This is a genomic window from Pseudomonas sp. CFBP 8772, from assembly GCF_014841665.1.
GTDB classification, from domain to species: Bacteria; Pseudomonadota; Gammaproteobacteria; order Pseudomonadales; family Pseudomonadaceae; genus Aquipseudomonas; species Aquipseudomonas graminis_B.
Genome location: NZ_JACYUI010000004.1, coordinates 324,010 through 336,201 on the forward strand (window position 1 = coordinate 324,010; position 12,192 = coordinate 336,201).

Annotated in this window: 11 protein-coding genes; 3 read left to right on the forward strand and 8 right to left on the reverse strand. The window is 60.4% G+C overall.

What is annotated here, in order from left to right; all coding sequences use genetic code 11:
* Positions 1-3: 3 nt before the first annotated feature.
* From cyoB to hmpA, 4 genes are all read right to left on the reverse strand, one after another.
* Positions 4-2,022 carry a cytochrome o ubiquinol oxidase subunit I gene (gene cyoB / locus IFT99_RS11420; protein ID WP_065990059.1) on the reverse strand — a complete coding sequence of 673 codons (2,019 nt, stop codon included), beginning with the start codon at positions 2,020-2,022 and terminating at the stop codon, positions 4-6.
* 3 nt (positions 2,023-2,025) lie between these two features.
* Positions 2,026-2,961 carry a ubiquinol oxidase subunit II gene (gene cyoA / locus IFT99_RS11425; protein ID WP_074886395.1) on the reverse strand — a complete coding sequence of 312 codons (936 nt, stop codon included), beginning with the start codon at positions 2,959-2,961 and terminating at the stop codon, positions 2,026-2,028.
* Positions 2,962-3,431: 470 nt separating this feature from the next.
* Positions 3,432-3,941 (reverse strand): disulfide bond formation protein B, encoded by a 510-nt coding sequence (locus IFT99_RS11430; RefSeq protein ID WP_065990066.1) that lies wholly within the window; start codon positions 3,939-3,941, stop codon positions 3,432-3,434.
* Positions 3,942-4,274: 333 nt separating this feature from the next.
* On the reverse strand, positions 4,275-5,456 hold the full coding sequence (gene hmpA, locus IFT99_RS11435; protein WP_192132349.1) for an NO-inducible flavohemoprotein: 1,182 nt from the start codon (positions 5,454-5,456) through the stop codon (positions 4,275-4,277).
* Between the two features lie 287 nt (positions 5,457-5,743).
* On the opposite strand from hmpA, the gene IFT99_RS11440 reads away from it, so the two are divergent.
* The 3 genes from IFT99_RS11440 to IFT99_RS11450 are packed head-to-tail and all read left to right on the forward strand — an operon-like array spanning position 5,744 to position 7,518.
* Positions 5,744-6,640 carry a chemotaxis protein gene (locus IFT99_RS11440; protein ID WP_065990071.1) on the forward strand — a complete coding sequence of 299 codons (897 nt, stop codon included), beginning with the start codon at positions 5,744-5,746 and terminating at the stop codon, positions 6,638-6,640.
* A 41-nt stretch (positions 6,641-6,681) separates the two neighbouring features.
* Complete coding sequence (locus tag IFT99_RS11445) at positions 6,682-7,143, forward strand: GNAT family N-acetyltransferase (protein WP_192132351.1); 462 nt, start codon at positions 6,682-6,684, stop codon at positions 7,141-7,143.
* Between the two features lie 48 nt (positions 7,144-7,191).
* Positions 7,192-7,518, forward strand: a complete 327-nt coding sequence (locus tag IFT99_RS11450; RefSeq protein WP_192132353.1) for a hypothetical protein — start codon at positions 7,192-7,194, stop codon at positions 7,516-7,518.
* An 86-nt stretch (positions 7,519-7,604) separates the two neighbouring features.
* Here the strand turns inward: IFT99_RS11450 and IFT99_RS11455 are convergent, their stop codons facing one another.
* The 4 genes from IFT99_RS11455 to IFT99_RS11470 form a co-directional block, all read right to left on the reverse strand.
* Entirely contained in the window at positions 7,605-7,847 is a 243-nt protein-coding gene (locus IFT99_RS11455; protein WP_192132355.1) for a hypothetical protein, read from the reverse strand.
* Between the two features lie 109 nt (positions 7,848-7,956).
* The gene (locus IFT99_RS11460; protein WP_192132357.1) at positions 7,957-8,949 is read right to left on the reverse strand and encodes a fimbrial protein; all 993 of its coding nucleotides are present in this window, start codon (positions 8,947-8,949) and stop codon (positions 7,957-7,959) included.
* A gap of 1 nt (position 8,950) precedes the next feature.
* Positions 8,951-9,730 (reverse strand): fimbrial biogenesis chaperone, encoded by a 780-nt coding sequence (locus tag IFT99_RS11465; RefSeq protein WP_192132359.1) that lies wholly within the window; start codon positions 9,728-9,730, stop codon positions 8,951-8,953.
* A complete protein-coding gene (locus tag IFT99_RS11470) occupies positions 9,721-12,174 on the reverse strand; it encodes a fimbria/pilus outer membrane usher protein (RefSeq protein WP_192132504.1) in 2,454 nt (817 codons plus the stop codon). Before IFT99_RS11470 ends, IFT99_RS11465 begins: the two co-directional genes overlap by 10 nt.
* Positions 12,175-12,192: the final 18 nt, after the last annotated feature.

Genomic DNA, 12,192 nt, shown 5'->3' on the forward strand with positions numbered 1-12,192 from the left:
TGTTTATGCCTGCTCCAGCTTGTTGACAGGAGTGTTTGTCTGACCGTTGCGGACCCGAGCCAGGATCGCATGCTGTTCGCCTTCGATGCGTGCCACTTCGGATGCAGGAACCATGTAGCCCTGATCGTCACGTGCAGCGTGAATCACGAAGTACACGATGGTACCGATCAAGCTGACGGCAGCCAGCCAGAAGATGTGCCAGATCATCGCGAAACCGAAGACGGTCAGCAGGAGGCCCATCACCATGCCCGTCGCCGTGTTGTTCGGCATGTGGATGTCGGAGTACTTGGCCGGAACCTTGTACGCCTCGCCATCACGCTTGGCGGCGTAGAACGGATCGATCTCGTTGGCTTTCGGCATTTCTGCAAAGTTGTAGAAAGGCGGTGGCGACGAAGTGGACCATTCCAGGGTGTGGCCATTCCATGGGTCACCGGTCAGGTCGCGGTTCTGCTCGCGATCACGGATAGACACGTAGATCTGGATCAGCTGGCAGGCGATACCGACGGCAATCAGTGCAGCGCCCACGAACGCGACGTGCAGGTACGGCGTCCAGTCCGGGTTGTCAGTGGTGTTCAGACGACGGGTCATGCCCATGAAGCCCAGTGCGTACAGCGGCATGAAGGCGACGTAGAAACCAGAGATCCAGAACCAGAACGCTGCCTTGCCCCACTTCTCGTTCAGCTTGAAGCCGAACGCTTTAGGGAACCAGAACGCGAAGCCGGCGATGTAACCGAACACAGCACCACCGATGATCACGTTATGGAAGTGCGCGATCACGAACAGGCTGTTGTGCAGAACGAAGTCGGCACCCGGGATAGCCAGCAGTACGCCGGTCATACCACCGATGGAGAAGGTCACCATGAAGCCCAGGGTCCACATGACTGGCGCGGTGAAGCGCAGACGGCCCTGGTAAATCGTAAACAGCCAGTTGAACAGCTTCACACCCGTCGGGATGGAAATCAGCATCGTCGCCAGACCGAAGAAGGCGTTGACGCTTGCACCCGAACCCATGGTGAAGAAGTGGTGCAGCCAGACCATGAAGCCCAGAATCGAGATCGCACCGGAGGCGTAGATCATCGAGTGGTGGCCGAACAGACGCTTGCCGGTGAAGGTCGAGATGACTTCGGAGAAGACCCCGAACGCCGGCAGAATCAGGATGTAGACCTCAGGGTGACCCCACGCCCAGAACAGGTTCACGTACATCATCGGGTTACCACCCAACTCGTTCGTGAAGATGTGGAAGTCCAGGTAACGGTCGAGGGTCAGGAACGCCAGGGTGCCGGTCAGGATCGGGAACGAAGCCACGATCAGGACGTTGGCCCAGGTGCAGGTCCAGGTGAAGATCGGCATGTCCATCAGTTTCATGCCAGGGGTGCGCATCTTCAGAACGGTGACCAGGAAGTTAACCCCGGTTAACGTCGTCCCCAGTCCTGAGAGCTGCAGTGCCCAGATGTAGTAATCCACACCCACGCCCGGGCTATAGCCGAGTTCGGAAAGCGGTGGATAGGCAACCCAGCCAGTGCGTGCGAACTCGCCGACGCCCAGAGACACGTTCACCAGAATCACGCCGGAGATCAGCAGATAGAGGCTCAAGGAGTTCAGGAACGGGAAGGCAACGTCGCGAGCGCCGATCTGCAGAGGCACGACGATGTTCATCAGGCCGGTGAAGAAAGGCATCGCCATGAAGATGATCATGATCACACCGTGAGCGGTGAAGATCTGGTCATAGTGCTCAGGCGGCAGGTAGCCGGGCGAGCCTTCAGTGGCCATGGCCAATTGCGAACGCATCAGTACGGCGTCGGCAAAGCCGCGCAGCAGCATGACCATTGCAATGATGATGTACATGACACCGATTTTCTTGTGGTCGACGGACGTCAGCCACTCGGTGTAGAGGTAAGTCCATTTCTTGAAGTACGTGATCAGGCCCAACAACGCCGCGCCACCGATCGCGATCATGGCGACCGTGATCATGACTATCGGCTCGTGGAACGGAATCGCGTCCAGACTTAATTTACCAAACATTGCTTACTCCTCTGCCTGCGCAGCTGACTGCTTACCCATGTCCATCCCTTCCGTACCTGCTACTTCTTTCTTCTCATGGACAATCTTGCCCGGCTTCATACCTTCATACTTGTCGATGATGATCTGGAACAGGTTCGGAGTGACCGAGGAGTAGAGTTCAACGGGGTTACGTTCGCTAGGCTTGGCCAGCGCGGCGTATTCGGCCGTTGCCAGTGTTTTAGGTGAATTCTTGACGTCGGCAACCCAGGTGTCGAAATCAGCCTGTGAGGTGGCTGTCGCCTTGAACTTCATGCCGGTGAAACCTGCGCCACTGTAGTTGGCGGAGATGCCATCGAACTCGCCGTTTTCATTGGCGATCAAGTGCAGCTTGGTCTGCATGCCGGCCATCGCGTAGATCTGGCCGCCCAGTGCAGGGATGAAGAACGAGTTCATGACCGAATCGGACGTGATGCGGAAATTGATCGGCGTGTTGGCCGGGAACACGATCTTGTTGACGGTGGCGATGCCCTGTTCCGGATAGATGAACAGCCACTTCCAGTCCAGCGCGACCACTTCAATGGTCAGCGGCTTGACGTCCGACTCGAGCGGGCGGTAAGGATCCAGCGCGTGGGTCGACTTGTAGGTCACGTAGCCGAGCACGATGATGATGGCCAATGGAACCAGCCAGACCACCAGTTCAATGCGGGTCGAATGCGCCCAGTCAGGCGTGTACGTCGCGCTCTTGTTCGTAGCGCGATACTTCCAGGCGAAGATGATGGTCATGAAAATGACCGGCACCACTACCAAAAGCATCAGCAAGGTAGCAGTGATGATCAGGTCACGCTCTTGAACGCCGACATGCCCTTTGGGATCCAGCAGGGTGTAATCGCACCCGCTGAGCAGCAGCATGCTGAAAAGGGCCAAGAAGCCAAAAAACCTGGGGTACCTTTTTTTACTCATCTCACGACCTCTAAAAGCAGCTTTCGCATCGCAGTTGGGTTTCGACCGCCAACACTTCACCCTGCCAGGTGCTGGCAAATGCTTGGATTGAAAAGGGGCCTGTCAGGAAGCATGTGGGCCTCACAACAAATCCGGGTTGAGCTTTGGTTTCTTATTCGAATGGTGGCACCCGCTAATGCGGACCAGATCCTTTGGCGCAGACATTCAGAACGTGACTCAGGAGGCCATTCGAACCGCGTCTACTAGAGCGAAAAGACGCTCAATAACCTCGATTTACACCGTCCCGCAAATGAGGGGAGGCGTGAATTGGGGGCGATTGTAGATACGTAAAGTTTTATTGACTATAAGTTTCTGCGCAACAGTTAATTTCGGAATCGGTAAAAATGCGGTGTTATGTCGCACCCTGAAAAGGCGGAAAGCCCCGGTTCCCGTGGAGGAGCACAGGGGCTTTGTTACGCAACACTTTGTAATCAGCGTGCTTTCATCCTGTTACGAATGATTCCCGCCGGAACCAGCACCACAGTCAAAACAAACGCTACCAATGCCCACTGCGCCAGAGACAAACCGAGAACTGGCGGATATGGCGTCTCGCAGAAACCACCTACCTGAAAGCCTAGCGGAAATAGCGACGCCAGAGGCAGACCGTCGACGATCGGCTGAAGCACGTCGATGCCGCAGCTCTCTGTCGGATGGGTCTGGATATACACATGACGCCCCGCTGCAACGAGGCCGCCCACTGCGCTCAAGGTGACCAGCGCTTCACAGATCGTCAGGCTCAGACGCCCGGGCATCGCTGCGCCGATGAACGCAAACACCGCGATGAACAACAGCGCATACCGTTGCAGAATGCACAGCGGGCAAGGCGCTTCGCCCAGCACCACCTGCATGTAAAGGGCGCCGCCGATCAGGGCCAGGCAGATGATCCCGAGCACCACCAGAAGCTGCTTTTCACGCCGCAGGTACACCATCTCGTCAGTCATTCACATATCCTTTGAATTGGAGTCATCCGGATCGACGGATGCGTTGTGTTGCGGCCCGGACGCCCCGGAAAGCCGGCGATTCTACCACCGTCGTGCCCGTCCGTTCACAGAACGCCCGCCGCCGCACAACAGCAGCAGGCCAACGCCCGGCACCGCAACCGGCGCAATGGTGGACACTTGCGCATTACCTGAGCGTTAACATCCCCATACACAGCCCCCACCCGGCCTGACACCTTGCTTATATGTAGAAGAGTGCGGCTTTTTGTCGCAGACGCGCATCGCCGCGCGAACTCCTTCTATATATATGTAGGATGCGTCTAATTGTCGCAGCGATCATTCCAGCGCCGAGGCAGGACCGAAGAATTCGTAATGCGTCTGCGCATCGGGTACGCCCGCCGTTTTCAATTCACGCTTGATCGCAGACATGAAGCCTTTGGGCCCCAGAAAGTAGGCGTCAACATCCCGGTTCTCCGGAAGCCACTGTTCCAGCCGCGTCTGATCGAGAAGCCCTGTCCCATGGGGCGCGTGGCTTACGCCATCATCTTGCGCGTAGCAGTAGAAACGCTTGAGTTGGGGATGCCGGGTGGCGAGGTTTTCGATCCAGTCGCGAAACGCGTGCACCGAACCATTGCGAGCGCAGTGGATGAAGTAGATCGGACGCTGGGTATGCAGCGCGGCTTCCAGCATCGCCAGGGTCGGCGTGATGCCGACGCCGCCGCTGATCAACACCAGCGGTTTGTCGCTGTGGGTCAGGATGAATTCCCCTGACGGCGGAAACAGATTGATGCTGTCCCCCAGCTGCAGGTGATCGTGAAGGTAATTGGAGGCAACGCCGCCAGGCTCGCGCTTGACGCTGATGCGGTACTGATTGTTCCCCGCAAGCGCTGACAGCGAGTAGTTCCGGCGGATTTCGTCGCCCCCCACCTGCAGTTGCAGGCCGATGTACTGGCCGGCAGTGAATTGCAGAATCGGCTGGCCGTCTGCGGGGGCGAAGTAGAACGAGGTGATTTCTGCGCTCTCCGGTGTCTTGGCGACGACCTTGAATTCCCGTGCGCCGCGCCAGCCGCCCACTGCCTGGGCCTTCTCGTCGTAGATGGCTTTTTCTGCACCGATCAAAATGTCGGCGAGCTGGCCGTAGGCGTTGCCCCACGCCGTAATCACCTCGTCAGTGGCGATCTCGGCACCCAACACGTCGCGAATGGACTCAAGCAGACATTCCCCGACGAGAGGGTAGTGCTCGGGAAGGATCTGCAGTGCCACGTGCTTGTTGATGATCTTGGCGACCAGATCGCCCAGCTGATCAAGCTGATCGATGTGCCGCGCATACATCAATACGCCGTTCGCCAGCGCGCGTGGCTGATCGCCGCTCACTTGGTGGGCCTGATTGAACAGTGGACGCACCTGCGGGTATCGATCGAGCAGCATTTTGTAGAAATGGGTGATCAGCGCTTCGCCCCCGCTTTCCAGCAGTGGCACTGTCGACTTGACGATGGCACGATCCGATGCAGACAACATAGAAAACTCCTGAGATAGAATGAGCTGGCAATACCTCGGCAGTTCATGAACCGTGCCAGCTGTTCGACCCCCTGAAACCGGCCTCGGCGTAGAGATTGAGTCAATTTGACTCCTCGCATTGCGTGTCAAAATGACCCTGACGAGGTCAATTTGACTGTGCAGGATGTGCACCGAAATGAGCCTTCAGGTCGAAAGGGTTAAAGCCTGACTTGCGCAGGTCGATAAACCGTCATCGAAAGCTTTTGGCCGATTCCACGCGGCCAGGCAACGCATCACAGAAGGTTTATATGTCCAAGAACGTCCGCGCAGATTCACTCTCGCTTCTGCTGTTCACGTTACGCAGCGGAAAGCTGATGGCGATCAACCTGCTCAAGGTCAGTGAAATCATCCCCTGCCCTCCCCTCACGCGCTTGCCCGAATCCCACCCGCACGTCAAAGGCGTCGCGACCCTGCGCGGCAACCCGCTGTCGGTGATTGACCTGAGTCGCGCGATTGGCGAGCGTCCGTTGGTGGACCCGGATGGCGGCTGCCTGATCGTCACCGATGTCAGCCGCTCCAAGCAGGGGTTGCATGTACAGGCCGTCAGCAAGATCGTTCACTGCCTGACCACTGACATTCGCCCGCCACCCTTCGGCTCCGGCAACAAGTCGTTCATCACCGGCGTGACGCAGGTGGACGGGACGCTGGTTCAGGTGCTGGACATCGAGAAGGTCATTCACGGCATCGCGCCGGCGCGGATCGTCGCCGAACGTGCCGAGCTGAGTACCGAAGACGCTGCCGTGCTGGCCAAGGCGCGCATTCTGGTGGTCGATGACAGTCAGGTGGCGCTGCAACAATCGGTGATCACCCTGCGCAACCTGGGCATCGAATGCCACACCGCCCGCAGCGCGCGGGAAGCCATTGATCAGTTACTTGAACTGCAAGGCACGGCGAAGCAGATCAACGTCCTGGTGTCCGACATCGAGATGTCGGAGATGGACGGCTACGCGCTCACCCGCACGCTTCGGGAGACCCCGGACTTCCAGGAGCTGTACGTCCTGCTGCACACTTCACTGGACAGCGCGATGAACGCCGAGAAGGCCAATGCCGCCGGCGCCAACGCTGTTCTGACCAAGTTCTCCTCGCCCGAGCTGACACGATGCTTGATCGAAGCCGCCCGCACGGTCGAAGCTCAGGGAATCTGAGTCCGGCCGCAGGCGATGCCTCCACCGCGCACTACTGGCTGATGCGCCGCCACCTTGCCCCGGCCAATGATGATGCGGTCTGGCCCGCTGGTGTGCGGCCCGTTGAGCTCAGTGCGCAGAACGCCCCGGCGGTTCATCAATTGCTGATGCTGGGACGCGAATACGGCGGCGGCCGGGTGCCCGACTATGCCACCTGGCTGGACGCCTTCGAGACGGATCCCGAGTTTGACCAGGCGCTGTGTTTAGTTGTGGAGGATGCTCAAGGCGTGGTGGCCGTGGCGCAATGCTGGACCAGCGCGTTCATCCGCAATCTGGTGGTTCACCCGCGCGCGCACCGTCAAGGCCTGGGTCTGGCGTTGCTGAATCAGGCGTTCTCGGCCTTCCGCCAGCGGGGCGAAGGCCACGTCGATCTCAAGGTGATGGAAAGCAACCTGGGCGCACGCCGACTGTATGAGCGCGCCGGTATGCAATATATTCAGCGCCACGAACTCGAACCGCGCTGAATCTGCGCCGAGACGCGTTCCCCCCTCATGCCATGGAGAGCCCTACCCATGAAGATGCACGTCGCGCTGTTACTCGTTCTCACCGCCTGCGCCGCCGGCCAGGCCAATGCCTCCAGCCCGGACGCCTGGGCCGGCTTCAACAAAACCCTGGTCGACAGTTGTGTCAGCGCCAGCTCCCTGAAGAATGCCAAACCTGCCGGCGCCGATGCGGCCTTCGATGACAGCGTCGGCTTCAACGCGCTGTTGATCAAAGGCCAGTACAAACAGGCGTTCATGAAGAACAAGACGGGCACCGAGCTGTGCCTCTACGACCGCAAGAACAAGAAAGCGGTGATCACCGAATGGGATAACGTCACCACGTTGCCGGAGAAGTAAGGCTCAGTATCAGGACAGTTTTCGTAACGAAGCATGACCACGGCGGGGGTCGGATGACCCTGCCGTGCGCGCCAGCGAAGGTGTGATCAGCGCTTGCCCATCGACCGACGGGTGCCTGATGGTGCGACGCCCGGACGCTTGTCGTGGTTCGATTTGCCCGAGCCTTTGTAGTGCTGCTGGTCCTTCTTGGCCTGCAACAGCTCGCCCGGTTTGAACGGGAAGCTGAAGGCCGGGATCGCAGGTTTTGCGTCCGCCGCCGCAGCGTTGGCGTCGACCGAAGCGTGCGAATCACGAGCATCAGGAGCGGGCGTGTGTTCGGGGGTGGTCATGAAAGCTCCGGAATGGCAGACGTTCGAGAATACGGGCGGCGCCCGAGGGCCGCGCAGCATACCTTAATCGCCAGCGGATCGCTTCTGCCAACAGACCGGCTGGGCGCGCCTATTTGTAGAACAGATCCACCATCACTTCCGCCGAAAACGGGCCTGCGGTCGGCTTACTGGTTTGCCAGAGCAGCTCGGCGTTGAAGTCAGCGGTCTCCGAGTAATTGCCCTCCAGCAGATCGGTCAGGTGGAAGGGTTCGAGGAACGGCACGGGCGAGCTGTCCCGGGCATGGGTGATGCGAACGCCGATGCTGTCGTTGTTGATGGGCACCAGCACGTCGCCCTTGAGTGTTCCAGACACCGGCGTGATGCGCGCATTGAGGCTGAACGGCGATTCGCAGGTGCGGCTGGTCGCCAGGGCGAAGCGCTGAAAGGTGGCGACTTCTCCCACCCGCACGTTGCGGATGGCCACGTCGCCGAAATCCACGGTCTCGGGCATGACCCGCAACTCAGCATCGCAGGCGACGAAGCGCAGCCCTTCAAGGTTGTTGATGACGTAGCTGAGCGTGCGGTCTCCCCCCGGACTCTGCCCTTTGCCAGCGTCGAGCTGGAACAATCGATAGTCGTGCAGATCACTGGCAACGCCGGAGGGCGGGGTCGGACCGTACTTCTGGATGAACACCGAAAACGCCAGGTTGAACGCGACGCTCGGGCAGGCCGAGCGTGCCTCCGTGCAGGCCGGGGCTTGCTGACGCGTGGGAATACGCCCGCTGGTTTGCACGAAGTCGACGCCGCTCAACGTGAGCCCGGCGCGAATGCCTTGTCCTATCTGCAGGTTGTCAGGGTTCAGATAAATCAATACATCCTCGGGACCACCCGGTTCGTCCCTCGCACATTCGACGGCAAGGTTCAGTCGCTCCGAACGCCAGACCGCGCTGCCATCGGGCAGATTCGCCGGGATGGCGACGGTGCTGCCGAGGTCCGCGCGCACCACCGTCTCGCCGGCGCCCTGGGTCTTGCAGGTCAGCGCCAGTGCGCAGCCGGGCATCAACAGCATCAGCAGCGGCGTCGTCAGTAACGTCAGCCACCCTCGGATGATGGTTCTTTTCATGTCAGCATTTCCCTATGGGTGAGTGTGAATCCGGCGTGCGCAGCGGCACCGTAAACGGCTGCCCTCCCTGAAGCGGCGCACAGTAATCGCGCTGTCCCCCGTAATCAGTCATGGCCTTGAAACTCAGGATGAAGGGCACCGGGACTTTTGTGCCGAGGACAGGGAGGGGCAGCGATGCGTCCGAAAAAGGCGCCAGCAACCGGTGGTCTGCGACCTCGATTCCATTGAGGCGCAGGTCCAGCAGCGAAACGTGATACGGCGTCGGGTTGCGCACCGAAAGCCTGTCGCTCGCCGATGCCTCGCGTTGCCAGAGGAGCGTTTGTGCCGCATCCGCCGGGTCGCCGGTCATCCCCGCTGGCCGATAGAACACGTTGATGCGCTGGCGGATTGCAATGCTCAACTGCTGAACCGCCGGGCTGCGCCGAGGGATTTCCAGCACGAACAGGTGCAGCATCGATTCCCGGTCCTGGGGCATGCCGATGCCTTCATACAGCAGGCGCAGGGTCTGCTTGCCCTTGGCTGGCAGGCGCACCAGATGCGGGGTCAACGCGAACGGCAGGTCGGCCGCACGCCCATCGCCTGACTGATCGTCGCCGCGGGGCGCATCGAGCCAGGCCTGAATCAAGGCCTCGGCATCACTGCGATTGCTGACCTCGATCGTCGCCTCGTTATCGCGACCGTCGAAGATCAACCGGGTACCTGACAGCGAGACCGCGCCTTGGGCCATGCCGCTGATCACGGCCAGAAATAACCCTGACAGACAGGCGCGTTTCATAGGCATTGCACCTTCAGGCGATCGTAGCTGCGATGGGCTTCCTTGGGCGGCAGCACGAACGATGCACGGCACTGCTGATCGGTCCATTTGACAATGAGTTCGCCGCTGTCCCGCTCGCTCAGCACCAGCGCACGCCCGCTGGGGTCGACGGTTGCCAGCGGCTTGCCCTGCTCGTCTTCAACCGCTGCGCCCATGGGCAAGCGGCTGCCATCGGCCCGCACCAGTTCGAATTGCACACGCCGGCCGATTGCCGTGCGAAAGCTGATCAGGGGTGCCGCGCCGCGCCGGGGCACGACTTGGTCCACGGCATTTTCCAGCTCAACATCGGCGCCCAACTGGCGAGTATCGAGGTTGACCCAATTGGTTCGATAGGGCTGGGCGTAAGGCAGGATGGCATAGCCGTTATCGGCGGTTTCGACGTTGCTGAAATTGCTCAGCCGCGCACCGCTGACGTCTTTTACCTGCACCAGCGCGAAGGTCTCGCCCAGGGGCTGGCCCAAATTCACCCCGCCGCCGTGAGCAACCACCGAACCCGAAGCGCCCAGGCTCAACGCCTGATAATCCCTGCCCTGTCCGTAGCCCGCATCGAAACGCCCGTAGGCCGTGGTGGTGCTGAGCTTGCCGAACCCTGACGACCCAGACTCACTGTCGTGACCCGCCTGTACCGAGTAGAAGCTGTTGCGGTCGTCGAAGAGTTGCCCGTTGAGGCCCGACTGCACGCTGGACGCGCCGGAGCTGTCGCGAACGGCATTCCCGAACACCCGCGACGAACCGGATTCGCTCCCCAGCGGCAGGCTCAATGTCAGCGCGACACGGTTGTCCGATCGATTGTCTCCGCTGCGCTCGAAGGTCTGGTTACGCTCGACCGACAGGCTGTAGCTCAGGCTGCGCCACGCCGAGTTCCACGACAGAAAAAACTGGCGCGTCTTGCTGCCCCGGTCCCAGTAACGTTGCTCGGATCCGGTAAAGCTTAGCGACGCGCCCTGCGCCGGCAGCGATTGGGTCAGGCTGATTTCGAGGCGATCCTTGGCCCGCGCGCTGGCGGATCCGTCACGCGCCTGCAACGCATCCACATGGTCGTCGAACGTCAGGTATTGATTCGTTGAATAGCGATAGCCGGCCACGGCGAGGGTGGTTTGGGTCAGGTCCAGCGTGTTGGCGTAGCGCACCCGCAGGCTCTGGCCGCTGAAGCGTTGCTCGCGTTGACGGCTGAGGGACTGGGTCACGTCCAGCGACACCGCGCCGAGCCCTGTGTTAACACCCGCCCCGATGTTGCCGGCCTGGTAATCCTCGGCGATTTGCACGCCGCCCGCTGCCGTTACCCGCTCGGTCAGGCCGTACACCACGGTGCCGGAGGCGAAGCCGGGAGAGAGACCGTCCTCGGTGTTGCTGTCGTATTGGCCGGCGGCGAGGCTGTAACGCAACGCGCCTTTAGGCACCATGATGGGCAGCGATGCGTAGGCCTGGACGAACACGCGCTTGCTGCCGTCGGCTTCGACCACCGTCACTTCCAGATCGCCGTTCGACCCGCTGGGATAGATGTCGGTGATTTCAAACGGGCCCGGCGAGACGTTGCCGCTGTACAGCATGAAACCGTTCTGACGCACTTCCACCAACGCGTTGGTGTCGGCGATGCCGCGAATGACCGGCGCGAAAATCCGCTCGCTGTCGGGCAGCATGCCCTCGTCGGACATCACCATGGCGCCAAGGAATCGAACGCTGTCGAAGACTTGCGAATCGGTAAAGGTTTCGCCCAGGGTCAGCTGGCCTTTCATTGCCGTGAGGTCGCGCTGCACGAACGTCCGGTTGCTGCGAAAGCGGTACGGCTGATCATTGCCATAGGTCAGCGAGGACTCGTTGCGCAGTCGCCAGGCACCGAGGTTCACGCCGTTGCGCAGGCTCAGGTAATACTGATCCTGGGCGTGAGAGCGACCCTGGCCACTGCGGGTACGGCGCGCGCCGCTGAAGTTGTAATTGACGAAACCGACCGTCTCGCCCTCGTCCCATAACTCCGGCGGCACGTAGCCGCGAGCGCTGCGTAACATCATGGCCTGGGGAATGCTGATGTTCAGACGCAGGCTCGCCGGCTGGTAGTCGACGCGGGCGAATTCGACCCGCGCCGGGAGATCGAAACATTCCGTCGACGAGGCATCGCCGGCGTGCACAGCCTCCGGGTTCATGCCGAACTGGCGGAGCATGTCCAGGGTGAGGCAGGCCTCGACGGTGCCTTTTGCAGGGTTGGCGATGAAGCTGATGTCACGCCGCCCGCTCAGCACACGATTGACGTAGACATCCACCCGATAGGTTCCGGGGACCACGCTGTTACCGTGCAAAAAGGTCGCGAGATCAGCAGGCTGATCGGTGCCCTGGATGAACGAGGTGTTGAATTTCACATCGGTCGCGGCGCTGCTTTGATCAGTCATTGCAGTCGCGGATGAGGCCAGTGCCATGCCTGCCGAGGCAAGAAT

Excerpts from the sequence above, each read along its gene's own strand:
- IFT99_RS11445 (WP_192132351.1), top strand. The coding sequence starts at position 6,682 with ATGCGCCGCCACCTTGCCCCGGCCAATGATGATGCGGTCTGGCCCGCT.
- hmpA (WP_192132349.1), bottom strand. The coding sequence starts at position 5,456 with ATGTTGTCTGCATCGGATCGTGCCATCGTCAAGTCGACAGTGCCACTG.
- IFT99_RS11455 (WP_192132355.1), bottom strand. The coding sequence starts at position 7,847 with ATGACCACCCCCGAACACACGCCCGCTCCTGATGCTCGTGATTCGCAC.
- IFT99_RS11460 (WP_192132357.1), bottom strand. The coding sequence starts at position 8,949 with ATGAAAAGAACCATCATCCGAGGGTGGCTGACGTTACTGACGACGCCG.
- IFT99_RS11465 (WP_192132359.1), bottom strand. The coding sequence starts at position 9,730 with ATGCCTATGAAACGCGCCTGTCTGTCAGGGTTATTTCTGGCCGTGATC.
- cyoA (WP_074886395.1), bottom strand. The coding sequence starts at position 2,961 with ATGAGTAAAAAAAGGTACCCCAGGTTTTTTGGCTTCTTGGCCCTTTTC.
- IFT99_RS11430 (WP_065990066.1), bottom strand. The coding sequence starts at position 3,941 with ATGACTGACGAGATGGTGTACCTGCGGCGTGAAAAGCAGCTTCTGGTG.
- IFT99_RS11450 (WP_192132353.1), top strand. The coding sequence starts at position 7,192 with ATGAAGATGCACGTCGCGCTGTTACTCGTTCTCACCGCCTGCGCCGCC.
- IFT99_RS11440 (WP_065990071.1), top strand. The coding sequence starts at position 5,744 with ATGTCCAAGAACGTCCGCGCAGATTCACTCTCGCTTCTGCTGTTCACG.
- IFT99_RS11470 (WP_192132504.1), bottom strand. The coding sequence starts at position 12,174 with ATGGCACTGGCCTCATCCGCGACTGCAATGACTGATCAAAGCAGCGCC.
- cyoB (WP_065990059.1), bottom strand. The coding sequence starts at position 2,022 with ATGTTTGGTAAATTAAGTCTGGACGCGATTCCGTTCCACGAGCCGATA.